Genomic DNA, 24294 nt, shown 5'->3' with positions numbered 1-24294 from the left:
TACACCCATAAATACTGCGATGGTTGAGGGGTATTATAAGTCAAAATGTTTACTTTTTGTTAACTCGCGGTTTTTTACACCTTGCTGTTGATCATAATGTTCTGATTTGTTTTGTTTTTATTCTGTGGTTTTATCTTGCTTTTTTATAGCCAATGACAAGCCAACTTTAACTATGGTGCTTTATTTTTAATAAAAAGCCCGATGATATTACAGTCTGCAGGCTTGTATTTATTGTCACGATCCACGATAATTAATGGTAATCATTATCATTTGTATTTGCTGGTCGGTAAAATGGAACTTATTAGCGTGTCTTCTTTGTGGCTAGGGTGTTTGTTTGCTTATTTAGCCTCAGACAAACAACAACTTATCAGCCTACCGTTTCCTAAATTACTTGCCTGGAGCTTAGGCTGTGTTGCCATGTCATTTTCTGTGTGGGGTTTTAGCCATACATACAGTGTACTGGTGTCTTGTTTGTTGGTGATTATTTGTGTGATGACCATGTGGATAATGATGGTATTACTCGCCGCACATTTTAAAGGCCGGAGTATGTGGGTGAGCTCATTCGGTTTTGTCTTATTTGTCAGCATTATGCTGGTTGGTGTTAAGTAAGGCTCGGTAAGGTTAATCAAATGTGGTTAAAGTCTTTTGCAGCCTTTATTTGGGGCTTATTGCTGGCCGTCTGCTTAGCGTTGTTGCTTTTTCGTTTATTGCCTGTTGCAGCTGATATCAAACTATTTGTCGGAATGATGCTGGGTTTTTGCTTATGGGTTGCGGTGATGATTTATTGCTACAGCCGCAATAATGCCAAAGCGGCCAGTGTAGTCTGTGGTAGATGGTTTGCCGTCACAGCCGCAGCCAATGTGTTGTTGTTTTATATTCCTGTCTATTAATGAAGTTTTCAATGAATCCTCGCACTAACGCTCCCCATAAAGTGATTAAAAACCTCGTCGAAGCCCACAGCTGGCTTGGGCTGATCATTTCGCCATTACTGTTTATCGTATTTTGGGCGGGTGCGATCACGCTGTTCCATGATGAGATAGCGCAGTGGGCCATTACCCCACATCATCCGGTGCAAAGCAGCCAGCAAGATTTGCCACTTGGCAACTTAGTTGAACAAAAAATGGCTGAATATCCTGTCGCTGAAGATGGTCGCTTTAGGATAAACATGCCCACAGCATTAGTGCCTTACTATATTTTTTATCTAGAGGTTGTAGACCAAACGGCTGAAAGCGGTCGTCTGTCTTTTCCAATCTTGGTTGACCCTAAAACCGGAGAAACAGTTGCCGGTAAAGATGACTTCTTACTATCGCAATTTATCTACCGATTACATTACAACTTGCATTTACCCGGTGGAAGTTACCTCATCGGGATGGTCACATTAGTGTTTTTGTTTGCCCTTGTCTCAGGGGTATTTATTCATGCACGTAAACTGTTTAAACACTTTTTTCAGTATCGGGTCGATAAGCAGCGGCGCGATCATCTATTGGATTTACATACTGTGGTGGGCGTCATGTCGCTGCCGTTTACCTTAATGTATGCCTTAAGTGGATTAGTGCTCAATTTAGCCATTGTGTTTCAATTGGCATTTGCGACGTTTATTTATCAGGGCGATCAACAGGCTTTGTTTAATGATGCAGGCTTTAAGCGGGTGGTTGAGCCGCGCAGTAAAACACCGATGGCAATGGACAATGCGTTTACCTTGATTGAGCAAACCAAACAACAAGCCAATTTTGAGTTACGTAATGTGATTTTTCATCATTTCGGCGCTGAAAATGCATTAGTGCAAGTGCGCGGTACTGATACTGCCAGTTTTGCCCAGCGTGACGAAGTGACTTATCGGGTGGCCAATGGTGATGTAGTCGATAAGGTTAATGCTGAGCAGTACAATGTATTTCGTCAGGGGCGTGATGTGCTAGTAACCCTGCATTTTGGTAACTTTGCCGGCATGGATGTAAGGATTTTATATTTTATTTTAGCCATTGCCATTAGTGCGATGATTGTTGCCGGTAACATGTTGTGGATAAATAAGCGTCGTGCGCAGCGTCAGTCATCACCGCGCAGCATTGCCATTGCAGGCGCCATTACCATTGGAGGATGTGGCGGCATTATTGTGGCTACTGCTGTGGGGTTTTTATGCGAGCGACTGCTGCCTGCAACCTTAGCTGCTCGCGGTGACTGGCTTATTGCCAGTTTTGTGCTGGCGTTGTTAGCGACCATGTTAGTGAGTATTAACATTAGCAATATTAAACGTCATATTAGCCGCTTATTACTGCTCACCAGTTTGCTGCTTATCATCACCATAGTGGCCGATTGGCTGATGTTTGCCGAGCAGATTATTACCCTGTGGCAAGACGGCTTTACTGCGGTGATTGGGGTGCAAGTGTCAATGGGTTTTATGGCTGCAATTGGCGTGTTTAGTGCGTTAAAGCTAAAAGATCCAAAGCCGATGGCTACTTTTGATAACCTGAGCAATCCGCTTGTGAATTAACAGCTTAAGTGCCTGCAATGTCATTATTGCAGGCATCACGAGTGTTGGTGTTAAGGTAAATCGAATATTAGTGCAGTAGACTGGTCGTCTAGCGTGTTTTTTAACGTAATAGTTTGTAGGTCAGTAATTTTAGCACCATCACCGCCACTGAGTATTTGAGACTCGACCATTAGCTTACCAGCAACTTGATGTACATACACTTTTCGCCCTGGTGCAATGGTGTACGTTAACTCTGAATGCGGTGCTAAAATCAATTGCGATAAGGTCGCATTTTGCTTTATGTGCAAGGTACCATTTGCACCCGTTGGCGTGGCAATAGTGGTTAATCCTATAGCCTGGCCAAAGTTTTTTTGCTGATAGCCAGGTGGATTCCCTAAGGTGTTAGGCTGGATCCAAATCTGTAAAAAGGTCAATGGGTCGGTTTTAGATGCATTGTATTCACTGTGGCTAATGCCGCTACCCGCCGACATCAGCTGGAACTCTCCTGCGGGCAATATCTCAACATTACCTTCACTGTCTTTATGGGCAATTGAGCCTTGCAGCACATAGCTAATAATTTCCATGTCACGATGACCATGAGTGGCAAAACCTGCGCCGGGGGCTACTGTGTCATCGTTAATAACTCGCAGGGCAGAAAACCCCATTTTCTCCGGATCGTAATAACTGCCAAATGAGAAACTGTGCTTACTGTCTAACCAGCCAAAATTGGCGGTGCCACGCTCGTTTGCAGGACGTAAAGTGATCATGGTGTTCTCCTAACGCATAATGTAGCTTGATACCAATCAGATGTGTGTTTGGATCTGATTGGTATTATCGAAATGCAGGTTTGTTAATTTGAGCTGAAATTATTTAGCTAATCGACGGGTAAGCGCGTTATCTAGTGCCGCTTTCCCTGAGCCAGATAAAGCCAATGACACGCTAGCGGCTAATAATGCTAAAGCATACTCATAACCGTTGTTAGACATAAATAAACCGTTACTTAGGTGAACACTGGCAATGGCAGCTACCATAGTAAAGGCCAGTGCAACAGCCGCTGGACGAGTCAGTAAACCCAGTAGAATAAATAAGCCCCCAAAAAACTCAGCACTGCCAGCCATAAAGGCCATTAACACCCCAGGTTCCATCCCCATTGATGCCATCCATTGCCCAGTGCCTTCTAAACCGTAACCGCCAAACCAACCAAATAATTTTTGGGCGCCGTGAGCCATAAAAATAATCCCTACAGGTACACGTAATGCCAATGTACTAAAACCAGCGGTAGAACGAGTGATGTTGTTGATTAGTGCTTTCATGATAATTAACCTCAATAAATTTAAACAGTGTGAATATCGTTTAGTGAGTCTGCCTCACCGATTGATAATGAGTATATTGAGACTTGATTGAATAAAAAATCGGAATAAACTGAGTTAATAGTTCAAATTATTTGAATAAGGAAAATTCATGCACCATGCGATTACCATCGATGCACTACGGGCCTTGGACGCCATTGAGCGCAAGGGCAGTTTTGCTGCCGCGGCGGCATCACTGTACCGCGTGCCATCAGCATTAACCTATACCATCAAAAAACTTGAAGACGACATGGGTACCGCGTTGTTTGACCGCAGCAAACAACGGGCGCAGCTTACCCCTGCAGGTAAGTTGGTGTTAGAGCATGGCCGCGATATTTTATTGGCCACAAATCGGTTGATTGACTCTGTGCAGCAGTTAGAGTCTGGCTGGGAGCGTGAAATCAGGCTTTCACGTGATACGGTGATCCCACAAGCACCGCTGTTTCAGTTAATCGAGCAATTTAATCAGCTCGAACACTCGGTAGACATTACGATTGATGTTGAAGCGGTAGGTGGTGGCTGGGATGCGTTGCACAGTCGCCGTGCCGACATTGTCATTGGCGCTTCTGGCGAGTTACCTCGAGGTGTATTTAAAACCCATAAAATAGGTGAAATCGAGTTTGTGTTTGCGGTAGCACCACATCATCCATTGGCATTTGTCGATGGTGTATTAGAAGCCGACAAGCTGACAGAATATGCCTCGGTGGTGGTAGCCGATACGGCGCAAGTGTTACCCACCCGCAGCAGTGGTCTGTTTAAAAGCAAGCAAGTGATTAAAGTAAACACCATGGAAACTAAAATAGCGGCCCAGCGCCAAGGTTTGGGGATTGGTTTTTTACCTCGGCACATGGTGCAAGGTTACTTTGATAGCGGCGAGTTGATTGAAAAACAATGCTCAATTCCACGACCTAACCAGAGCTTGTATCTTGCCTGGCATAAAGAGCATCAAGGCCGCGGATTTGAGTGGTTTATTGAGCACTTGCCTAACATTGATTGGGGCTTGAGCTAGGCAGTGTTGAAAATACTCAAGGGCATAGACTTATACCCTTGATTTAATGATTTCTAGCTTATGCTGCTGCCCGAGATACCGCAGCGCTATTGGTTTTATTGTCTAGTGAGCCACTGTAGCGGGTTAATGCTAATGCCAACAATACAATCACAGCGCCGACCCATGGTGTATGCATTAAGCCAGCTTGTTCAACAATGATTCCGCCGCCCCATGCGCCTAATGCTATGCCCACATTAAACGCGGCAATGTTAAGGCCAGATGCCACATCCACCGCATTAGGTGTATGTTCTTGTGCTAGTTTAACCACATAAACTTGTAAACCCGGTACATTACCAAATGCAAAGGCGCCCCACACCAAAATGGTGATAACCGCTGCAATAGGGTTAACCGCAGTAAAGTTAAATACCAGTAAAATAGCGGCTAAACCGATAAAGATAATACTTAGCGCTTTGATTGGGCCTAACTTGTCGGCCATTTTGCCACCCCAAATATTACCGATAGCCACCGACACGCCGTAAACCAACATAATTAGACCAATCGCGTTAGACTCAAAACCAGACACTTGCTCTAAAATGGGCGCTAGAAAGGTAAACGCGACAAAGGTGCCACCGTAGCCTAAGGCGGTAATGGCATACACTAATAATAAGCGTGGTTGAGTTAACACGTTAAGTTGAGCTGATATTTTAGTGGCCGCAGGTTGCTGTAAATTGTTTGGCACCAATAAACTGCTGCCTATCAGTGCAATAAGGCCTAACAGCGCTACCGTTAAAAAGGTGGCTTGCCAACCAAATGTTTGCCCAATATAGGTACCTAATGGCACGCCTGTCACCAATGCCACGGTTAAACCAGTAAACATAATGGCGATAGCGCTGGCGGCTTTTTCTTTGGGCACTAATCCGGTCGCAATCGTTGAGCCAATAGAGAAAAACACCCCGTGAGCCAACCCGGTAATAATGCGCGCGACAATTAAGGTTTCATAACCGGGGGCTTGCCAGGCCAATACATTACCTGCCACAAACAGCGCCATAACGGTTAATAACACATGTTTACGATTCCATTTACCTGTTAATGCCGTTAATACCGGTGCACCAATGGCAACACCTAGAGCATACAAGCTAACCAGTAAGCCTGCTGAGGGTAATGAAACATTAAGGTCGTGTGCCATGGTGGGCAGTAATCCCACAATGACAAATTCTGTGGTTCCGATGGCAAAGGCGCTTAGCGTCAATGCGAGTAGGGCTAACGGCATGATGTGTTCCTCGGTTTCAATAATATGGATGGGTGTTGCTTAATGCTGGCTATTATTCACGGTAATTTAGTTGTAAAAAACAGTGTCTTTAGCAAATGATATTTGTGTAAAATGAATGTAATAAAGCAGTGCGTTAACCCGAGGTGTGTATGCTTACTCGCTCAGATGATCTTGATATTTTATTAACTGTGGTCGACAGTGGCGGCTTTTCTGCGGCGGCTGATACGTTAAATATTCAGGTGGCGCGCGTGTCGCGGGCTGTGAGTAAAATTGAGCAGCAACTTGGGGTGACCATATTAAACCGTACCACTCGGCGGATTGAGCTGACCGACGAAGGCCGGCAATTTGTCGAGTCAGTGAGAACGGGCTTACTGCAATTACAACGGGCAGAAGATGAGCTAGTGAGCCGAGGTGAATTACCGCAAGGGCGATTGCGTGTTGATGCCGCAAGCCCATTTGTGTTTCATCAGTTAGTGCCACTCATGAACGATTTTAGGCAAGCGTATCCAGATATTATGCTAGAACTCACCTCTAACGAGGGTTATGTCGACTTACTAGAGAAACGCACTGATGTAGCGATCCGTATTGGTAAATTAAACGACTCTACTTTATATGCCAGGCCATTAGGTAAAAGTGCTTTACACATCGTTGCTTCACCAGATTACATTGCCCGACGAGGCGCGCCGCAAAAGGTGGCCGACTTAAGCGGCCATGAGTTGTTAGGGTTTACCGAGCCCAAAGTGCTTAACCAATGGCCACTAAAAGGCGGTGAGGATATTACGCCGACGATCAGTAGCAGTAATGGTGAAACGCTGCGCCAATTGGCATTGAGTGGCAACGGTATTGCGTGTTTGTCGGGCTTTATGATTAATGACGATTTAGCCGCTGGGCGATTAGTCACCTTGCTAAATCACGACAAAATTAATGTTGCCGAACGCGAGCAAGTGAGTGCGATGTATTACAAATCATCTACTGTGGCACGCAGGATCTCGGCATTTATTGAGTTTATTCAGCCCAGATTAACCTTGTAATCAGCGGCAATAAATTAACATCAGTTTATACAAGATGCGTAGTTTACTGATTGGTGATATTGTGGCGTTTGTGAATTTCTCTCTATCTCAGCCGATGACATCATGATTAAACATTTAATGGACTACCTGCGCTTAGTGCTGTTTGTTTGTGGCGTATTGATTGGTATTCAAGTTCCTGGTTTTGTTGACCAATACGGTCAGCGCCTTGAAGCACATCAGCTAGAAGCTAAGCAAAATTTGGCCGAGTTTCAACACGACGCCGACCGTTTTTTCGGTGGCGATATCAGCAAGCTCATCTACCATTATCGCCAAAATAATGATCCGGTTTTCAGCTCTGGCGGTGAAAGCATTGAATCTATTTACCAGCGTTACATGGCGTTAACCGATGCACTAACGCGTTTTCGTCAGCACAGTTACAGCCCATACCAGCAGTTAATTTTTTCACCGCAAACAGACATTCAACTAGAGGTTTGGAAAAATTATTCCCATGTGATTTTATTAAAGCCCGAAGCCATTGCTATAGGTATGTTACTTGGGCTGTTGATCGCAATTTTATGTGAGTCAGTATTATCAATTTTTTACGTGGGTTGCCGTAAAGTATTGGCACCCAAATAACCCATTTATTCACCCTTAAGGAAATATGATTATGATCGCTAAAGGACAATCTCTACCAAAAGCTACATTAAGCCAACTGACAAAAGACGGTATGGTGAACCACGATGTAACTGAATTATTTGCCGGTAAAAAAGTGGTGTTATTTGCCGTACCTGGTGCCTTTACGCCAACCTGTTCAGAAGCGCATTTACCAGGCTTTGTTGTACAAGCTGACGAGTTTAAAGCCAAAGGTGTTGACCTGATTGCCTGCGTGTCAGTAAACGATGCATTTGTAATGAAAGCATGGGGCGAAGCGCAAAATGCCTCTGAGTTAATGATGCTAGCCGACGGCGATGCAAGCTTTACTAAAGCACTTGGTCTAGAAATGGACACCGCAGGTTTTGGCGGCGTGCGTTCACAACGTTACGCGATGATTATCGACAACGGCGTGGTGACATTATTGAATGTTGAAGCACCCAAATCATTTGAAGTGAGCACCGCAGAAGCGGTAATGGCTGCACTGTAAGCCAGATTTTAACTTGATTGAATCAAAATGGGCGCCCAATGTGGCGCCCATTTTTATGGCGTAGAGAATGGCGCTTTGGTTTCGCCAATGCCGAGGTTTTGTTCAATATTGTCGACGCTGTTACTCACCTCGTGAGCAATGGTTTCGCTTTGTTCAAACGCATCTTTAGCGCGGTGCATTAAGCTGTCCATCGCCTGTACGAACTCATCGAGATAATGCACTTGCTGCTTAGCGTGTTCGCTGCCCTGGCTGGCACTGTTTGCCATGTCACTGGCTTGTTGCTGTACCTGTTTAGCCACGGTTAGCAGGCTTTGGGCACGTGTTTTTTGTTGCTCAGAGGCGGCGCTAATGTCATTGACGCTTTGGCTTAGTGCCTCATTTGAACTGGTGAGCTGAGTTAATATCGCCATAATATCTTTGAGCGACAACTGGGTGCGTTGCGATAAATTACGCACTTCATCAGCAACTACCGCAAAGCCGCGACCTTGTTCGCCAGCTCTGGCCGCTTCAATGGCCGCGTTTAGTGCCAGTAAGTTGGTTTGTTCGGCAATATTGCCTATCACGTCAACAATTTTAGCCGCGTCATTCACCGAGGTGCTTAGCTGGTTAAGTGAGTGGTTACATTGATTTACCGTAGACAATGTATGTTCGGTTGCCGTTAATACACCCTGAGCTTCTTGCTGACTGGCTAACATGTCGGTCATGGTTTGTTGAGCGCGAACGGTCAGCTCACTAGACGACTGGTTTACTTGGTTGGCTAATTCAATTAAATCAGTTGTTTGCCCTTGAGCCTGTTGTACTACGGTTTGTGTTTTTTGGGTACTATTTGACAGCGAGCCAATTTGAATGACTAAGTCGCGTAATGACTTAGAGACCACAGCCATATTGTGTTTTTGCTGCTCGTCCTCTTGATCAAAACGTTGTAATAAACGATTAAAATGCGCGGCAATTTGCCCCGTTTCACATTGGCTGGTAACCGCAATCGGTTCACGTTGATTCGATTCGCTTAACATCGCAAATGCGCGGTTTAAGCGCCGTAATGGCGTGACCACACGACGCTGTTGTAACACAAAGTAACTTATGGCAAACAGTGCCAGTAAGCCCACCATGCCATACAGTAACCATTGTAAGTTGAGTTTTAATTGTTGGTCTGTTTGGTTTTGCATGTCGGCTAATGCCACGAGTTGTTGCTCTACTTGGCTAGTGGCATTAATAAGGGCGTTTTGTACCGCCTGGTTTTCGCTGAGCATGTTCTCGGTGTTATTCACTTCTTTACTGTAGCGCAGGCTTAAACTTAGTAGCTCAGCTCGAGGTGTTTCGCCTATTTCAATTTGCTCTGGTTCATCGTTACCTAGCGCAAACTCGTCGACTTCTTCGGTGCGATAAATACCGAGTAAAGGCAGTTGCTGCAATTGATCGTGCCAGGTGTTGAGTGTTTCTATGGTGAAATTTACGCTGTTGCTAACACCGGTATCTTTATCAATTAATAAGGATTGAGTGAGCTGCGATAACTGATACACCAGGCTGGGTAACTCTGTGCTAAGAGCAAGATATTGTTGTGCCACGCTATTATCTTGCGGCGCCGATTGTGCGTAACGGCTTAAGCTGCGGCTGTAACTGAGCATTTCAGATTCGGCAAACGCCAGCAATTGCCGTGGATTACCGGCTAATTTACCTGCAGCGCGATATTTTGTGTCTAAATCTTGCGTGAGCTGCTCCATTAATTGGATTAACGATGAGCTGTCGAGTTGCGGGTGTGCCTGTTGTAATGCACTGATATTGCCCGTAATGCTATTGATATCTGCACGAGCCTGTTCTAGATAATTGCTTTGGCCTGTTTGCAAATACTTATCGATATTACGGCGTACATCATATTGAAATGTATGCTGAATACGTTGCAAACTTTGGTTGAGTTGTTCACTGACTTGCCGTTGCTGATTGCTCCATAGCACTGTGCCAGCAAGTGATGCTGCAAGGATTAGTAACAGCGCAGAAGCTCCTAGCGATAAGGTTGATATTTTCATTCAATCTAAACTCAGGCAATTTTCATTGTGAGTATTTTATGGCACTAATATGACAGTTTGTCGTGTGCACCTGAACTGATGCCATGATAAGTATTTTGTTTATTTTTGATTTTAATCAATGATTTAGTAAATTTTGATTGATGAAAAGCTAATCTAATGTGATTAAATTATGTGTAATACAGTGTAGGTTTTGGATGAAAGTTAATCTATTTTCATTCTTTGGTAACATTAATTGTCGACGACGTTGTTGTCGGTTAGTGGTAGCCAAACTTGGGCTTTTAAACCACCTTGAGGGCGGTTAGACAGTTTTACTTTGCCGTGGTGGCGGTCAATAATTCGCTTAATTATCGCCAGCCCTAGGCCAGAGCCTACACTGCCGCGAGCAGAGTCGCCTTGAGTAAACGGTTGAAATAACTGCTCAACTTTAGACTCATCAATGCCTGGACCATTGTCTTCTACGCAAAAGCATACCGTATTGCCTTGCTGGTAAGAGCTGATTTTTATCCAGCCGTTACCGTATCTAAACGCGTTTTCTACTAGGTTACTCAACACACGTTTAATGGCAACACTATTCATGGCAATGTCTGGGCAATTGCCGAGCGACAACTCAATGGTTTCTGCGCGGTGCGATTCTTGTTGGCTGATCTCTTGGATCAAGCGGTTAATCTGATCAGGTTCGCGCACACCTTCACGGTCGTTGCGAATATAGGCGATAAATTGGTTAATAATGGCATCCATGTCTTCAATGTCGGTAACGATGCCTTCTTTTAAATATTGGTCTTCTTCTACCATCATTTCAGACGCTAAGCGAATACGTGTCAGTGGCGTGCGCAAGTCGTGGGAGATACCGGCCATTAATAATGCGCGGTCTTGCTCAAGTTGCTTCATGCTATGCGCCATTTGATTAAACGCATGGGTTACTTCAACAATTTCAGTTGAACCACTTAACGGCAATGTCTGCGGAAAGTCGCCTTGAGATACCGCAACGGCGGCTTTTTGTAAGCGTTTTAATGGCCTGTTTTGCCTACGGGCAAATAACCAGCCGCCAGCAACACTAAGCGCACCAATCACTAATAAATATAAGGTTAAAGGTGATAAGTCAGACTCGTTAATGCCGGTTAACGGCACTTTAATCCATAATGTAGGAGCTTGCGGTGGCTTAATCCACACGTCGAGATTTTCGCCCTGAGAAAAGCGTACTTCTGCTTCACCGCCCAAATACACTGACATCTGTTCAGATAAAAAACTGTAATAGGTGGCCTGGCCGAGTCCGGCCTCCTGGGCTTGTTTTTGATTGTACACTGTCATGCCATCGTCACGTACCTTGGCATTTAAAGCATCAACCATGGTGAGATGTTCGCGGCCCACATCAACACCATCAACAAATAATATGTTGATTTGGCGGGCAATCAGTTGGTTAATTTGCTCGTAACTGGGTTTGATAAAGTAAACGGCGACTGACCAATACGACACTAATTGATTAATCAGCAATAAGCTGCCAATCAGCAATACCGTTTGGCTAAACGCGCTTCGAGGTAAGAAGCGCTGCCACCATTTTAACTTGAGTTCCATCAATTATTTACGCGAAGTGCCGTCGGGTACAAACACATAACCTAAACCCCAAACCGTTTGAATGTAACGTGGGTTGGCGGCATCTTTTTCAATTAAACGACGTAGACGTGACACTTGCACATCAATAGAGCGCTCAAGGGCTGAGTAGTCGCGGCCGCGAGCAAGGTTCATTAACTTATCGCGCGATAATGGCTCTCGAGGGTGGTTAACCAGCACTTTTAATACGGCAAACTCGCCGCTAGTGAGGGCAATGCTTTCGTCACCATGAAACATCTCACGCGTGGCCAAATTTAGTGAAAACTCACCAAATTCAATCATTTCTTCTTGCTGTGCAGGCGCGCCCGGTACCTCAGCAGTTTGGCGGCGCATTACCGCTTTAATCCGTGCTAATAACTCACGTGGGTTAAAGGGCTTAGGTAAGTAGTCATCGGCGCCCAGTTCAAGGCCAATAATCCGATCGACTTCATCGCCTTTCGCGGTGAGCATCACAATAGGAATTGGGTTTTCTTGCTGGCGTAAACGGCGGCAAATTGATAAGCCATCTTCACCGGGTAGCATTAAGTCGAGTACTAAAAGGTGAAAGTTTTCGCGCTCAAGTAACCTGTCCATTTGTTCAGCATTGGCTGCGCTTCGCACCTGAAAGCCTTGCTCAATTAGGTAACGTTCTAATAATGAACGTAATCTCATGTCGTCATCGACAACGAGGATTTTAGAGGTTTCTTGGCCCATGGAATATCCTTTAAACACTAAATTGATACCAGCAATGGCTCAGTATGAAGTGTAATCACTTGAATTTGAATAGCTGATTGCAGCAGAAATTGTAACTAAATAGCTGTAAATACCGCTTTATTGCTTAAAAAGCGGCAAATGATCAGTGGTGTGGTCGATATCTTGGTCAAAAGATAATGCCAGTTGTTGACTTTGTGGGTGGTAAATAACTCTGGTAATAGCATTTACTGGGTTTAATGTAAGTTGTGGATGGCTATCAAAAATGGGTTCACCAAACCCTTGTAGTCCTTCAAAGCGGCCCCATTGTAGGTGAGTAATGTGGGCATCGGTATGTGGATCCTGATGCAAGTTAATGTGCACTGTGGCGTAATAACCGTTGTTTAGCAGTACTAAGCTACTCAACGCGGGAGTCGACAATTGGTGCCACACGCCATAGACGGGGTGGGTTGTGTTGCGGTTATAACGATATTGTTTATCAGTAACGCTATCGGCATTGCTATCGACATCGAGCAGTAAAGTCGTATTGCTTTTTGTGAGTGTCATTTGGTGTGTGGGATGAGTAAAGTGGTGAGCCACGAAACCCTCGCGTGGATTATTAGTATAACTGGCAATAAAGCGCACGCTATTAGGCGCAATAGCGAGTCGGCCCCATTCGGCCACGCTTTGGTGTGGTGCTAGCAAGTTAAATTCAATGTGTAAGTAGCTTTGGTTTGGGTTTAGCTGTAATAAGCTAATCCGCTCAGGCGTGTCTATTATCCAGTTGCCCACAATAGGCTTGAGTGAAGTGGACGGGATTGATTGTGATGTGGCTTGCAGTGGGCTGAGCGGCAATAAATACAGCACAAGATACAATGGGCGTAATCGTAACAAACTGATAATTTGAATAAATTGTTGTGTGGGCAACATGCCTGTTAATGCAATAAACATAATGTCCCTTTATGTTTTAGGTTGAATGCGAAAAGAAATAGCACCACGTACGGTAATTTGAACGAGGTTTAACTGTAGTCAACAATGCTGGTAAATCAAATTAACGCCAAAGTTTCAGGTGGTTTTAAATAACAAAACGTGGACTATTTTAGTGACAGATTTTGACTTTCAACGGGCTGAACTATATTCTGTGTCGCTGCTTTGAGTTGCACCTGTGTAGTCAAAGCGAAATCTTATGCATGTAAAGTCTTGCATGTCATGAACATAAGCTGCATTCGTTAACCCCTTCCTAATTGGATTATGACAATCCATTTGTAGTGGCAGTTTGCTTTACCTCATATTTGATAGCATCTCGTTGCATGACGGATCGACACATTAGAAGCTGTAGCGACATTGCAGTTTCAAATAAGCACGTACTATTGAAATAATTGATTGAATTTTAAACAGAGTGAATAACATGATACAAACCATGAAAAAAGAATGGTTCTCTAACATCCGCGGAGACCTTTTAGCCGGTCTTGTGGTTGCGCTGGCGTTAATTCCTGAGGCCATTGCCTTTTCTATTATTGCTGGTGTTGACCCTAAAGTGGGGCTTTATGCTTCGTTCTGTATTGCGGTAGTGATTGCATTTACCGGTGGTCGCCCAGGGATGATCTCTGCGGCAACGGGTGCAATGGCACTGTTAATGGTGACCTTAGTCAAAGAGCACGGCCTTGAATACTTACTGGCCGCCACCTTATTAACCGGTGTATTCCAAATTGCAGCAGGTTACTTAAAACTGGGTAACTTAATGCGTTTTGTGTCGCGCTCGGTGGTGACTGGTTTTGTGAACGCATTGGCAATTTTAATCTTTATGGCGCAAGTGCCTGAGCTGATTGACGTGACCTGGCATGTGTACGCCATGACCGCTACAGGCCTTGGGATTATTTACTTATTCCCACTGATCCCGGTTATTGGTAAATCATTACCGTCACCGTTAGTGTGCATCGTTGGTTTAACCATTTTTGCGGTATTTATGGGCATTGATGTGCGCACTGTAGGCGATATGGGCCAGCTGCCTGACACCTTACCTATCTTCTTATGGCCAGAAGTGCCATTAACCCTTGAAACCCTGATGATCATCTTGCCTTATTCAGCAGGCCTTGCGGTGGTTGGTTTGCTAGAATCAATGATGACAGCCACCATTGTTGATGATTTAACCGACACGCAAAGTGATAAAAACCGTGAGTGTAAAGGCCAAGGTATTGCCAACATTGGTGCCGGCTTAATGGGCGGCATGGCAGGTTGTGCCATGATTGGGCAGTCGATTATTAACGTTAAATCGGGCGGTCGTGGGCGTTTATCTACGTTTTCTGCCGGATTGTTTTTGCTGATTCTAATCGTATTTTTAGGTGACTGGTTAAAGCTTATCCCTATGGCCGCTTTGGTTGCGGTAATGATCATGGTGTCTATCGGTACTTTCTCTTGGGATTCAATCCGTAACCTTAAACATCACCCAATGTCGACAAACCTTGTGATGGTGGCCACGGTTGTGGTTGTTGTTGCTACCCATAACCTGGCGATTGGGGTATTTGTAGGGGTGTTGTTGGCTTCGTTATTCTTTGCTAATAAAGTGGGTCAATTCATGGTGGTTAAAAGTTCAGAGATTACCGCTGAAACTGGCCGTCATTATAAAATTGTTGGCCAGGTGTTTTTTGCCTCGGCAGATAAGTTTAGCCAATCATTTGATTTTAAAGAAGTGGTTGATAAAGTCACTATCGACTTATCATTAGCGCATTTTTGGGATATCACCGCAGTATCGGCGCTCGATAAAGTGGTGATTAAATTCCGCCGTGATGGTACCGAGGTTGAGTTAATTGGCTTAAATGAAGCCAGTGCAACCATCGTTGATAAATTTGGGGTGCACGATAAACCTGAAGAAGTCGAAAAAATGATGTCGGGTCACTAATCCTGAGCAACACCATAAAGGAGAACAATAATGACAAATGTGATTGCTTGTATCGACGGTTCAAAAGCCACCTTAGCGGTATGTGATGCCAGCGTGTGGGCCGCAACTCAAATGGCTGCGCCAGTGACCTTGTTACATGTGTTAGATAAATCTGTGTATCCAACACAGTTGAATTTATCTGGCAGCATTGGTTTAGGTACGCGTGAACACCTACTCGACGAAATGGTTGAGCTTGAAGGCCGCAGAAGCAAACTGGCACTTGAGCAAGGTAAATATATGCTCGAAGATGCTAAAAAGCGTGTTTCTGACCAACAAGCGACAGTGTCAGTTGATACTTTACAGCGCCACGGCGACTTAATTGAAACCTTATTAGAACAAGAGCCTAATGCACGCTTAGTGGTGATGGGACGCCAAGGTGAACAGCACCAAGACCAACCGATTGGTAGCCATATTGAGAGTGTTATCCGCACGCTTAAGCAACCTATTTTAGTGGTTATGCCTGAGTTTACCGCACCTAAGCGTTTTATCTTTGCTTACGACGCCAGTGCAACGGCGAAAAAAGCCCTAGCTCGCGTGGCAGCCAGCCCTTTGCTTAAAGGTTTAGCGTGTCACTTAGTGATGGTGTCAGACAATCTGACGCAAGCCAGTGCAGAATTGGCCGCGGCAGCAGACACCTTAAGCAGTGCAGATTTTAACGTAAGCACCGCAGTGTGTCAGGGTGAAGTGCAAGCGGCTTTAGAAGCCTATCAAGTTGAGCATAACATCGACTTAATGGTTATGGGCGCTTACGGCCATTCACGTATTCGTGAATTTTTTGTCGGAAGCAACACCACCAGAATGATCAGCAAAAGCAAAATCCCGTTATTACTATTGCGCTAGTCATATTGGATTGCTGGTAGCAGATAGCAGATAGCAGATAGCAGACAGTTAAAAGCTAAATAGTAATCATGCGAGTTAAAAGCCACTCCGGCAATGTGTGTCGGGGTGGTTTTTTGTTTATGACTTGGTTGTGCTGATTGGTATTATTTAAGGCAGACGGCCTTAATGCTTGCAGGCCATATCTTAATCCCACGGCCCATTAAGCTTCACTATTCACCACTCTAGAACTGACTTTTTTACGTGTTTGGCTGAGCGTGTAAACGCCGCTGACCACCACGAGTAGGCTGCCAAGTAGCGTCATGGTGTCTGGCGTTTCACCGAATATAAATATGCCCAACGCTAATGCACTTTTAGTCTTTGGTATAGGTAATTTTATTAATGTACCAGGTTTTATCGCCTTGAGGCGTGCTGACCACCGCTTCGTCGTCGACTTCTTTTTTGAGCAGTGCACGCGCCATTGGGGAGTCGATAGAGATGTAATCTTTACGTTCGTCGTAGATTTCCTCTGGGCCAACAATTTTAAAGGTTTTGATGTCGCCGGCGTCGTTTTCAATTTCAACTGTGGCACCAAAAAACACTTTTCCCTCTTGCTCTGGGGCGTAATAAACGATTTTTAGCTCAGGTAATAGCTTACGTAAGTAGCGTACTCGACGGTCGATTTGCCTTAATAAACGCTTATTAAAGGTGTAGTCGGCGTTTTCTGAGCGGTCGCCAAGGCTGGCCGCCCAGGTAACAATTTTGGTCACTTCAGGGCGCTTTTCTTTCCAGAGGTAATCGTGCTCAAGTCTGAGCTTGTTGTAACCTTCGAGGGTGATTAACTTGGTTTTCACTTTTGCTACTCTTTTATCTGTGTATTATTTTTAAGACAGTATTTGCGTGAAGCATATCATCAGTATGTAGGCTGCGCATTGTCTGCTAAGGATCATAAAGCTTTTAGTACTAGCAGCGAATTAGTAGTCTTTATGGTATCTTTGGCATAATTTTATTTTAAACCATGCCGAATTCTACTGATTATGCATAATATTGCCCAGATTATCGCTCAAGAACTGAACGTTCGTGAACAACAGGTCACTGCGACCATAGCGCTGTTAGATGATGGTGCTACCGTACCGTTTGTGGCCCGTTATCGTAAAGAAGCCACTGGTGGCTTAGATGATACCCAATTGCGTAACTTGTTTTCACGCCTTGGCTATTTACGTGAGTTACATGACCGCCGCCAGGTGGTGTTGTCGAGCATCGAAGCGCAAGGTAAGTTAACCCCAGCCCTGTCGCAAGCGATTAATGAAGCCGACAGTAAAACCCGCCTTGAAGATTTATACCTACCATACAAACCTAAGCGCCGTACTAAAGGGCAAATTGCTATCGAAGCCGGTATCGAACCTTTAGTTGAAGCAGTTTTAGCTGATCGCACATTAGATATTGACAGCAAAGCCCTTGAGTTTGTTAATGCAGATGCAGGCTTTGCCGATGCAAAAGCCGTGTTAGATGGCGCGCGTTATATTTTAATGGAACGCTTTGCAGAAGATGCTGAGCTGTTGCGTAAAGTTCGCCAACACTTAAGCCAACAAGCTGTGCTTGAGAGCCGTGTGGTCAAAGGCAAAGAGAAAGAAGGCGCTAAGTTCCGCGACTATTTTGAACACAACGAGCTGATGAGCAAAATCCCATCTCATCGCGCATTAGCCATGCTGCGTGGCCGTAACGAAGGCGTGTTGAGCTTGTCGATGAATGCCGACCCAGATACCGAAGCCACCCAGGGCAGCTATTGTGAAGTGATCATTAGCGATCACTTTAAGTTAGCGCTGACTGACTCTAGCGTTGATAGCTGGCTAAAAACGGTTGTTACCTCAACATGGCGCATTAAAGTGGCCTTGCAAATGGAAACCGAGTTTATTGCCAAAATGCGTGAAAGCGCAGAAGAAGAAGCTATTAAAGTGTTTGCCCGCAACCTAGGCGATTTGTTAATGGCAGCTCCTGCGGGCGCGAAAGCCACCATGGGCCTTGACCCTGGGATCCGCACTGGCGTTAAAGTGGCCATTGTTGATAACACTGGCAAGCTGGTGGCACACACAACGATATTCCCACATGCGCCACAAAACCTGTGGGACAAATCCATTCGTACGCTAAGCAACCTTGTCACTATGCACAAGGTTGAAATTATTGCTATTGGTAACGGTACGGGCTCGCGTGAAACCGATAAGTTAGCTGGTGAGCTGATTGCGGCTGTTAAAGACTCGCAACCCAACTTAACCAAAGTGATGGTAAGCGAAGCGGGTGCATCGGTGTATTCAGCATCTGAGTTTGCTGCCAATGAATTTCCGGATTTAGATGTGTCTATTCGCGGCGCAGTATCGATTGCTCGTCGTTTACAAGACCCATTAGCTGAGCTGGTTAAAATTGAACCGAAAGCCATCGGCGTTGGCCAATATCAACATGATGTGAGCCAAAGCATGTTGTCGCAATCGCTTGAGGCTGTTGTTGAAGATTGTGTAAACGGCGTGGGTGTTGATTTAAACATGGCGTCTGCACCGTTACTGGCTCAAGTTGCTGGGTTAAATAAAACCCTCGCCAAAAATATTGTTGATTACCGCGACGCCAATGGGCAGTTTACTAACCGTAAGCAAGTATTGAGTGTGCCGCGTGTTGGGCCAAAGGCATTTGAGCAAGCAGCAGGTTTTTTACGTATCCGCAATGGCGACAACCCACTTGATGCCTCATCGGTTCACCCTGAAGCCTATAGCTTAGTTGAATCGATTGCTGCAGCTAAGCAGCAACCGGTTGCACAGTTGATAGGTAACACAGATTTACTGCGCAGTATTAGCGCCGCTGACTTTGTGACCGACAGCTTTGGTGTGCCAACCATTAACGACATTTTGGCAGAACTTGATAAGCCAGGACGAGATCCGCGTGGAGAGTTTAAAACAGCCAGCTTTAAAGACGGTGTTGAAGACTTAAATGACCTTAAGCTTGAAATGATTTTAGAAGGCGTGGTGACCAACGTGACTAACTTTGGTGCCTTTGTGGATATTGGTGTGCACCAAGACGGTTTAGTGCATATTTCATCATTAACTGACAAGTTTGTGAGCGACCCACATACCGTGGTCAAAGCAGGTGATGTAGTTAAAGTGAAGGTGATGGAAGTGGACGTTGAGCGTCGCCGCATTGCCTTAAGTATGCGCCTCGATGAAAAACCAGCACCTGCCAAAACGGGCCAAGCTAAATCTGCACCTCAAAAAACTTCATTTAGCGGTAAACCTAAACAAGGTGGGCAGCAAAAACAGCAAAACAAGCCAGCTAAACCAGTTCAGAATGCCGCAATGGGTAATGCGTTTGCTGATGCCTTTGCCAAACTGAAGAAATAATTTGCCTATGCTTACACAAGATTGAGCTGAATTAAACTATTGATTAATAAGCCCTTGCATTGCTATGCAGGGGCTTTTTTATTGCCTTAGAAAACTGAACTTCTACAGTCAGCAATAATTCAGTTTTTATTCAGTGGATCTTAAGTGTTTTAGTTGAATATCAGCGCCAGTTGAGTTTAACGCGAGTGGCAATTTTGAAATTATTAACCCAAACACTTTCACGCATTACCCCCAAAAGCATCAGTTATGAAGTGATGACGCTCATTATTGCGGTGTATTTTGGCCTGGTATTAAACTTCCCTATTATTCGTAAAATTTACCAATTATCGACAGAGGGCCATGTGCTATTTTCGCTCTCTCCAGCTATTTTGCTCAGTGGCTGCTTTATGGTTATTTTCAGTTTATTTACGATTAGATTTGTGTTTAAGCCCGTTATGGTTGTGTTACTGCTGACCTCATCTGCGGCGATGTATGCGATGCTCAAGTACAACGTGATGATTGATTACAGCATGATTGAAAATATTTTTGAGACTAACTCTGGCGAGGCATACTCATACATTAATGCCTACTCAGTGGGTTATGTGTTGGCGTTTGGCGTATTGCCATCGATTTGGTTATTGAGCACGAATGTAACAGATCGCGCTTCGGTGGCTAAAACCGTAATTCGTCGCGTTGGCTTTGTGGTATTAGGTTTGGCCGTTATTGGTGCAATGATTGTGTTTTTTTACAAGGATTACGCCTCTGTAGGACGCAATAATCAATACCTGAATAAGATGATTATTCCTGCGCACATTTACAACACAGCTAAGTATATTAATCAGCGTTTTTTTAGCGAGAAGTTGACGTTTAACCCTATAGGCCAAGATGCGCAGTTAGTGCCAGTTGCCAATGGCAAGCCTACCTTAATGGTATTGGTGGTTGGCGAAACGGCGCGAGCGCAAAACATGGCTTATAACGGTTATCAGCGTAATACCAACCCATACACCCAAGACTTAAGCATTATTGCATTGCAAAATGTGTCGTCGTGCGGCACGGCAACGGCGCACTCTCTGCCGTGTATGTTTTCTAACTTGACTCACAATAGCTACAACCGCGAAGCCGCAGAGGCGCAAAATAATGTGCTTGATGTCATTAAAGCGGCAGGCGTTGAAGTGACCTGGTTTGACAATGACGGTGGCGATAAAGCGGTGGGTGCACGGATTAACACCATTGACATATCACCTAATGAAAACAACCCATTGTGTGATGGTTTAAGTTGTTATGACGAAATTTTAGTTGAAAAGCTCACGCAAAAATTACAACAAGATGCTCAGACAAGTGCTGCGTCGGGTAAAGGGTTAACTAACCAATTTATTGCGTTACATACTATTGGCAGCCATGGGCCAACTTACTGGCAACGATACCCCGCAGACAAAGCTTCATTTACCCCTGAGTGTAGCCGCAGTGATATTGAAAATTGCAGTGACCAAGAAATCATCAACGTATACGACAATACCATTGCCTATACCGACTTTGTGTTAGCTAAAACCATTAAGGTGCTTGAGCAATACCAAGACAACTATAATGTGGCATTGGTTTACCTGTCTGATCATGGTGAATCGTTAGGTGAAAGTGGCATGTACTTACACGGCACGCCTTACAGTATTGCGCCTAGCCAGCAAACACATGTGCCTTGGTTTATGTGGTTGCCGCAAGAATACACCCAAGCCAAAGGTGTCGACCGTGAATGTATTGCTGATCATGCCCAAACAGCAAGCTACTCACACGACAACTTGTTTCACAGCTTGCTAGGCCTCTATGGCGTAAATACCTCGGCGCGTGATGCTAAATTAGATATCACCAGCAACTGTAAATTGAATTAGGAACGCTCCATGACATCATCAAGCTCGGCAAATAAAGCTCAATCAACTGAATCGCCTAAAATAGTGGTTAAGCGCCAAGGGCTAATGCGCTTACTATATACCTGTAAACATACCTTTAACGGCTTAAAGTGGATGTGTCGTAACGAGGCGGCTTTTCAACAAGAGTTGATGCTGTTTGTGCCATTGACAGTGTTTGCATGTATGGCAAATATCACAGCAGTACAAACTACTATGTTAGTTTTAGCGCTACTGTTTGTATTGTTTGCCGAACTGGTTAACACTGCTATAGAGGTCGTTGTCGATCGAATTGGCCTTGAGTTTCATACGTTATCAGGTTTGGCCAAGGACATCTCATCAGCGTTTGTATTTGTGAGCATGCTGATGGCTGCGATTATTTGGTGGGCGGTTTTATGGCCATAAACTATTCGTAACGGCTGAACACCGATGTGCCAAAATAGTGGTTAGTTTCATGGATAAAGCATAAAAATGATAAAGGATGCTCAATGAAAGTGTTGTTAATTGAAGACTCTGAGGCACTTCGCCGTGGTATTCGGGTTGGGTTAGACCATTTGGGTTATACCGTTGATGAAACCGGTGACGGTTCTGAAGGCTTGAGCATGGCGCTCACCAATCAATATGACTTTATTATTTTGGATTTAATGCTGCCTAATGTCGATGGCATTAGCTTATTGAAAAGTATCCGTAAGCTAGGTAATCAAGCTAAGGTCATTATTTTATCGGCTAAATCTCAGGCGGAAGACCGCGTTAACGGATTATTGTCTGGCGCGGATGACTATTTAACCAAACCATTTTCGTTTGATGAGCTCCAGGCCCGATTAATTACCATGGGGCGCCGTGGTGAGTTAAATCAACAAGCAAAAACAATTAGCATCGCCGATTTTGTGCTTGATAGTAGCAATAAGTCTTTGCGGGTTAATGGTCATTTTATCGATCTGACTAAAAACGAATTTAAGATAGTGGAATACTTATTTAACAACCCTAAACAAGTGTTAAATCCTGAACAAATCAGCGAGGCAGTGGTGGGATCGTTTAGTCACTTATCTAAAAATACGATTGAAGCGCATTTATCGTCGGTGCGTAAAAAAGCCAAAGCTGTAGGGGCAATGTTACCGATTAAAAATAAACGTGGTTTTGGCTATTTTGTGGATACGCAAGCATGAAGTCTTTAACCACTAAACTAATGAACACCATGACCTATGTGGTGACAGCAATTTTAATTATTGTATTTTTGGCGATTGATATCAGTATCGATAATTGGGTTGATGTTGAGTTTGATAATGCACTCACTGATAAATCTAATTATTTAAAAACGTTAGTAAAAGTAACCCCTGAAGGTACTGAATTTGATTTTGCGGGCGAATTTATGCCTGAATTTGGCACCTCAACTAAAGCCAGCTTTTTCCAACTATGGCAAGGTGATGCCGTATTTGAGCGATCGGAGTCGTTGGGTCATTTTCCGGGTATTGATTTACTCAAAAAAGACATACCAATTAATAGTGCTGTTTTTGCTGACGTAGAATTACCCGACGGCCGTTCAGGGCGTGCAATGGTGTCATATTTTGAACCTCAAGTGCCAAATTCATTACGTAATGTGGTGGGGTACTCGGTTGAGCCAATGTGGTTAACCGTGGCAATTAGTTCTGAAGATTTAACTCAAATTTTGGTGATAATTGATTCCAGTTTAGCCATTGGTTTGTTACTGGTAATTGTGTTGATGCGCTGGGCGGTGGTCAAGGTGATATCTCGGGGTTTAGTGCCGTTAAATGAACTTAATAACGCATTAAAAAGTGTTGATGTCACCCAAAAATATATTCCGTTATCAACTGAGTCTGAGCGTTATCTTGAGATTGAACCGATACGTAATGAATTGAATAAGTTCGTTAAAATTAGCCAGCAATATTTGCAAACTGAAAAGCGGATCACCGCCGATATTGCCCATGAGCTGAAAACACCCATTAGTGAGCTTATTAGTTTAAGTGAGATTTATATTCGCTACCCGGATGATCAGCGTATTGGTGCTACCTATAAACAAGATGTGCTTAATATTAGTCTGCGGATGAAGACCATTGTGAGTAACTTATTACTGCTGCAGCAAGCTTCGTCTGAAAATATGCATCTGCATCGACAGCAGCTTGATGTTACCGATTTAGTCGATCGAATTATTGAAGCCTTAACATTTAAGTACAACACCATAACTGAGCGTATGCAGGTGGAAAATTATCTGCGTAATAGCAGTGTTTTGGTCGATGAGTTTTCATTACATCTTATTCTTACTAATTTATTTGATAACGCGTTGTATTACAGTCCACCAAAGTCGGTAATAACCGTTCGATTAAGCAGTGACGCTAACGGCGTAACCCTGAGTGTAGAAAATCAACTTCTAACCAGTTTAAAAACCGATGATTTAGAGCGCCTAACTCAACCGTTATTCCAGGCTGAACAGTCGCGTACTAATACCGAGCGTCATGGATTAGGCTTGGCGATTGTGGAAAATATCGCCAAGGTAAATGGTTTTGTATTTAGTTTTGGGTTAATGGCAGAAGACCGGATTAAGTTTACTGTTCACATTCCCAATGTAGATTAAGTCACTTATAGGCGCAAACCATGGTATTTACAATAAAACCAGCCCCAGCTTAAATGTAAAATAAATGTTAATAAAAATGGCCTTGAGAGTGAACTTTTTACCTAAACGTAAGTCTTAAGTTTAACTACTTTTGGTGCCAATTTTTTATGAGTATATCGTTAAAA

Annotated in this window: 23 protein-coding genes; 14 read left to right on the top strand and 9 right to left on the bottom strand. The window is 44.1% G+C overall.

Annotated features, from left to right (window positions below):
* The first annotated feature begins 291 nt into the window (after nucleotides 1–291).
* Genes IEW93_RS01050 through IEW93_RS01040 form a run of 3 tightly spaced genes read left to right on the top strand, consistent with a single transcriptional unit; the run spans nucleotide 292 to nucleotide 2488 of the window.
* Nucleotides 292–609 carry a hypothetical protein gene (locus tag IEW93_RS01050; RefSeq protein WP_188735983.1) on the top strand — a complete coding sequence of 106 codons (318 nt, stop codon included), beginning with the start codon at nucleotides 292–294 and terminating at the stop codon, nucleotides 607–609.
* A gap of 20 nt (nucleotides 610–629) precedes the next feature.
* The gene (locus tag IEW93_RS01045) at nucleotides 630–890 is read left to right on the top strand and encodes a hypothetical protein (RefSeq protein ID WP_188735981.1); all 261 of its coding nucleotides are present in this window, start codon (nucleotides 630–632) and stop codon (nucleotides 888–890) included.
* Between the two features lie 11 nt (nucleotides 891–901).
* Nucleotides 902–2488 (top strand): PepSY-associated TM helix domain-containing protein, encoded by a 1587-nt coding sequence (locus tag IEW93_RS01040; RefSeq protein WP_188735979.1) that lies wholly within the window; start codon nucleotides 902–904, stop codon nucleotides 2486–2488.
* Nucleotides 2489–2538: 50 nt separating this feature from the next.
* On the opposite strand, the gene IEW93_RS01035 is transcribed toward IEW93_RS01040, so the two are convergent.
* Together IEW93_RS01035 and IEW93_RS01030 are read right to left on the bottom strand one after the other, a co-directional pair.
* On the bottom strand, nucleotides 2539–3234 hold the full coding sequence (locus IEW93_RS01035) for a pirin family protein (RefSeq protein WP_188735977.1): 696 nt from the start codon (nucleotides 3232–3234) through the stop codon (nucleotides 2539–2541).
* A 99-nt stretch (nucleotides 3235–3333) separates the two neighbouring features.
* A complete protein-coding gene (locus IEW93_RS01030) occupies nucleotides 3334–3780 on the bottom strand; it encodes a DoxX family protein (RefSeq protein WP_188735975.1) in 447 nt (148 codons plus the stop codon).
* 148 nt (nucleotides 3781–3928) lie between these two features.
* Here IEW93_RS01030 and IEW93_RS01025 point away from each other — a divergent pair, with 148 nt between their 5' ends.
* Nucleotides 3929–4825, top strand: a complete 897-nt coding sequence (locus IEW93_RS01025) for a LysR family transcriptional regulator (RefSeq protein WP_188735973.1) — start codon at nucleotides 3929–3931, stop codon at nucleotides 4823–4825.
* 58 nt (nucleotides 4826–4883) lie between these two features.
* On the opposite strand, the gene IEW93_RS01020 is transcribed toward IEW93_RS01025, so the two are convergent.
* On the bottom strand, nucleotides 4884–6074 hold the full coding sequence (locus IEW93_RS01020) for an MFS transporter (RefSeq protein ID WP_188735971.1): 1191 nt from the start codon (nucleotides 6072–6074) through the stop codon (nucleotides 4884–4886).
* Between the two features lie 149 nt (nucleotides 6075–6223).
* On the opposite strand from IEW93_RS01020, the gene IEW93_RS01015 reads away from it, so the two are divergent.
* The 3 genes from IEW93_RS01015 (at nucleotide 6224) to IEW93_RS01005 (ending at nucleotide 8225) form a co-directional block, all read left to right on the top strand.
* On the top strand, nucleotides 6224–7105 hold the full coding sequence (locus IEW93_RS01015; protein ID WP_188735969.1) for a LysR family transcriptional regulator: 882 nt from the start codon (nucleotides 6224–6226) through the stop codon (nucleotides 7103–7105).
* Between the two features lie 102 nt (nucleotides 7106–7207).
* On the top strand, nucleotides 7208–7720 hold the full coding sequence (locus tag IEW93_RS01010) for a DUF2937 family protein (RefSeq protein ID WP_188735967.1): 513 nt from the start codon (nucleotides 7208–7210) through the stop codon (nucleotides 7718–7720).
* A 31-nt stretch (nucleotides 7721–7751) separates the two neighbouring features.
* Nucleotides 7752–8225: a peroxiredoxin gene (locus IEW93_RS01005; protein WP_188735965.1), complete on the top strand. Its 474-nt coding sequence runs from the start codon at nucleotides 7752–7754 to the stop codon at nucleotides 8223–8225.
* Between the two features lie 53 nt (nucleotides 8226–8278).
* Here the strand turns inward: IEW93_RS01005 and IEW93_RS01000 are convergent, their stop codons facing one another.
* The 4 genes from IEW93_RS01000 to IEW93_RS00985 form a co-directional block, all read right to left on the bottom strand.
* A complete protein-coding gene (locus tag IEW93_RS01000) occupies nucleotides 8279–10249 on the bottom strand; it encodes a methyl-accepting chemotaxis protein (RefSeq protein ID WP_188735963.1) in 1971 nt (656 codons plus the stop codon).
* 228 nt (nucleotides 10250–10477) lie between these two features.
* Nucleotides 10478–11821, bottom strand: coding sequence for a two-component system sensor histidine kinase EnvZ (envZ, locus tag IEW93_RS00995; RefSeq protein WP_188735961.1), 1344 nt, complete (start codon nucleotides 11819–11821; stop codon nucleotides 10478–10480).
* A gap of 3 nt (nucleotides 11822–11824) precedes the next feature.
* Complete coding sequence (ompR, locus tag IEW93_RS00990) at nucleotides 11825–12550, bottom strand: osmolarity response regulator transcription factor OmpR (protein ID WP_188735958.1); 726 nt, start codon at nucleotides 12548–12550, stop codon at nucleotides 11825–11827.
* Nucleotides 12551–12667: 117 nt separating this feature from the next.
* Nucleotides 12668–13477 carry a C15 family peptidase gene (locus IEW93_RS00985; protein ID WP_188735956.1) on the bottom strand — a complete coding sequence of 270 codons (810 nt, stop codon included), beginning with the start codon at nucleotides 13475–13477 and terminating at the stop codon, nucleotides 12668–12670.
* A gap of 457 nt (nucleotides 13478–13934) precedes the next feature.
* Between IEW93_RS00985 and IEW93_RS00980 the strand changes: the two genes are divergently transcribed.
* Together IEW93_RS00980 and IEW93_RS00975 are read left to right on the top strand one after the other, a co-directional pair.
* A complete protein-coding gene (locus tag IEW93_RS00980; RefSeq protein WP_188735954.1) occupies nucleotides 13935–15425 on the top strand; it encodes a SulP family inorganic anion transporter in 1491 nt (496 codons plus the stop codon).
* A gap of 30 nt (nucleotides 15426–15455) precedes the next feature.
* Nucleotides 15456–16304 (top strand): universal stress protein, encoded by an 849-nt coding sequence (locus tag IEW93_RS00975; RefSeq protein ID WP_188735953.1) that lies wholly within the window; start codon nucleotides 15456–15458, stop codon nucleotides 16302–16304.
* 199 nt (nucleotides 16305–16503) lie between these two features.
* Here IEW93_RS00975 and IEW93_RS00970 read toward each other — a convergent pair whose 3' ends face one another.
* Both IEW93_RS00970 and greB read right to left on the bottom strand, forming a co-directional pair.
* Nucleotides 16504–16641 carry a hypothetical protein gene (locus tag IEW93_RS00970; RefSeq protein ID WP_223418935.1) on the bottom strand — a complete coding sequence of 46 codons (138 nt, stop codon included), beginning with the start codon at nucleotides 16639–16641 and terminating at the stop codon, nucleotides 16504–16506.
* A 13-nt stretch (nucleotides 16642–16654) separates the two neighbouring features.
* Nucleotides 16655–17134, bottom strand: a complete 480-nt coding sequence (gene greB, locus IEW93_RS00965; protein ID WP_188735950.1) for a transcription elongation factor GreB — start codon at nucleotides 17132–17134, stop codon at nucleotides 16655–16657.
* 183 nt (nucleotides 17135–17317) lie between these two features.
* Here greB and IEW93_RS00960 point away from each other — a divergent pair, with 183 nt between their 5' ends.
* The 5 genes from IEW93_RS00960 to IEW93_RS00940 all read left to right on the top strand — a co-directional run bounded on the left by IEW93_RS00960 (nucleotide 17318) and on the right by IEW93_RS00940 (nucleotide 24130).
* Nucleotides 17318–19663 (top strand): Tex family protein, encoded by a 2346-nt coding sequence (locus IEW93_RS00960; protein ID WP_188735948.1) that lies wholly within the window; start codon nucleotides 17318–17320, stop codon nucleotides 19661–19663.
* A gap of 194 nt (nucleotides 19664–19857) precedes the next feature.
* On the top strand, nucleotides 19858–21525 hold the full coding sequence (locus IEW93_RS00955) for a phosphoethanolamine transferase (protein WP_188735946.1): 1668 nt from the start codon (nucleotides 19858–19860) through the stop codon (nucleotides 21523–21525).
* A gap of 9 nt (nucleotides 21526–21534) precedes the next feature.
* Nucleotides 21535–21945 (top strand): diacylglycerol kinase, encoded by a 411-nt coding sequence (locus IEW93_RS00950; protein ID WP_188735944.1) that lies wholly within the window; start codon nucleotides 21535–21537, stop codon nucleotides 21943–21945.
* An 83-nt stretch (nucleotides 21946–22028) separates the two neighbouring features.
* Nucleotides 22029–22706, top strand: a complete 678-nt coding sequence (locus IEW93_RS00945) for a response regulator transcription factor (RefSeq protein ID WP_188735942.1) — start codon at nucleotides 22029–22031, stop codon at nucleotides 22704–22706.
* The gene (locus IEW93_RS00940) at nucleotides 22703–24130 is read left to right on the top strand and encodes a sensor histidine kinase (protein WP_188735940.1); all 1428 of its coding nucleotides are present in this window, start codon (nucleotides 22703–22705) and stop codon (nucleotides 24128–24130) included. Before IEW93_RS00945 ends, IEW93_RS00940 begins: the two co-directional genes overlap by 4 nt.
* Nucleotides 24131–24294: the final 164 nt, after the last annotated feature.

The sequence above is a fragment of the Shewanella inventionis genome (assembly GCF_014641855.1).
Taxonomy (GTDB): Bacteria; Pseudomonadota; Gammaproteobacteria; order Enterobacterales; family Shewanellaceae; genus Shewanella; species Shewanella inventionis.
The sequence above is the reverse complement of the archived record's forward strand: the minus strand, read 5'-3'. Positions and strand labels throughout refer to the sequence as shown.

Excerpts from the sequence above, each read along its gene's own strand:
- IEW93_RS01050 (WP_188735983.1), top strand. The coding sequence starts at position 292 with ATGGAACTTATTAGCGTGTCTTCTTTGTGGCTAGGGTGTTTGTTTGCT.
- IEW93_RS01045 (WP_188735981.1), top strand. The coding sequence starts at position 630 with ATGTGGTTAAAGTCTTTTGCAGCCTTTATTTGGGGCTTATTGCTGGCC.
- IEW93_RS01040 (WP_188735979.1), top strand. The coding sequence starts at position 902 with ATGAATCCTCGCACTAACGCTCCCCATAAAGTGATTAAAAACCTCGTC.
- IEW93_RS01035 (WP_188735977.1), bottom strand. The coding sequence starts at position 3,234 with ATGATCACTTTACGTCCTGCAAACGAGCGTGGCACCGCCAATTTTGGC.
- IEW93_RS01030 (WP_188735975.1), bottom strand. The coding sequence starts at position 3,780 with ATGAAAGCACTAATCAACAACATCACTCGTTCTACCGCTGGTTTTAGT.
- IEW93_RS01025 (WP_188735973.1), top strand. The coding sequence starts at position 3,929 with ATGCACCATGCGATTACCATCGATGCACTACGGGCCTTGGACGCCATT.
- IEW93_RS01020 (WP_188735971.1), bottom strand. The coding sequence starts at position 6,074 with ATGCCGTTAGCCCTACTCGCATTGACGCTAAGCGCCTTTGCCATCGGA.
- IEW93_RS01015 (WP_188735969.1), top strand. The coding sequence starts at position 6,224 with ATGCTTACTCGCTCAGATGATCTTGATATTTTATTAACTGTGGTCGAC.
- IEW93_RS01010 (WP_188735967.1), top strand. The coding sequence starts at position 7,208 with ATGATTAAACATTTAATGGACTACCTGCGCTTAGTGCTGTTTGTTTGT.
- IEW93_RS01005 (WP_188735965.1), top strand. The coding sequence starts at position 7,752 with ATGATCGCTAAAGGACAATCTCTACCAAAAGCTACATTAAGCCAACTG.
- IEW93_RS01000 (WP_188735963.1), bottom strand. The coding sequence starts at position 10,249 with ATGAAAATATCAACCTTATCGCTAGGAGCTTCTGCGCTGTTACTAATC.
- envZ (WP_188735961.1), bottom strand. The coding sequence starts at position 11,821 with ATGGAACTCAAGTTAAAATGGTGGCAGCGCTTCTTACCTCGAAGCGCG.
- ompR (WP_188735958.1), bottom strand. The coding sequence starts at position 12,550 with ATGGGCCAAGAAACCTCTAAAATCCTCGTTGTCGATGACGACATGAGA.
- IEW93_RS00985 (WP_188735956.1), bottom strand. The coding sequence starts at position 13,477 with ATGTTTATTGCATTAACAGGCATGTTGCCCACACAACAATTTATTCAA.
- IEW93_RS00980 (WP_188735954.1), top strand. The coding sequence starts at position 13,935 with ATGATACAAACCATGAAAAAAGAATGGTTCTCTAACATCCGCGGAGAC.
- IEW93_RS00975 (WP_188735953.1), top strand. The coding sequence starts at position 15,456 with ATGACAAATGTGATTGCTTGTATCGACGGTTCAAAAGCCACCTTAGCG.
- IEW93_RS00960 (WP_188735948.1), top strand. The coding sequence starts at position 17,318 with ATGCATAATATTGCCCAGATTATCGCTCAAGAACTGAACGTTCGTGAA.
- IEW93_RS00950 (WP_188735944.1), top strand. The coding sequence starts at position 21,535 with ATGACATCATCAAGCTCGGCAAATAAAGCTCAATCAACTGAATCGCCT.
- IEW93_RS00945 (WP_188735942.1), top strand. The coding sequence starts at position 22,029 with ATGAAAGTGTTGTTAATTGAAGACTCTGAGGCACTTCGCCGTGGTATT.
- IEW93_RS00940 (WP_188735940.1), top strand. The coding sequence starts at position 22,703 with ATGAAGTCTTTAACCACTAAACTAATGAACACCATGACCTATGTGGTG.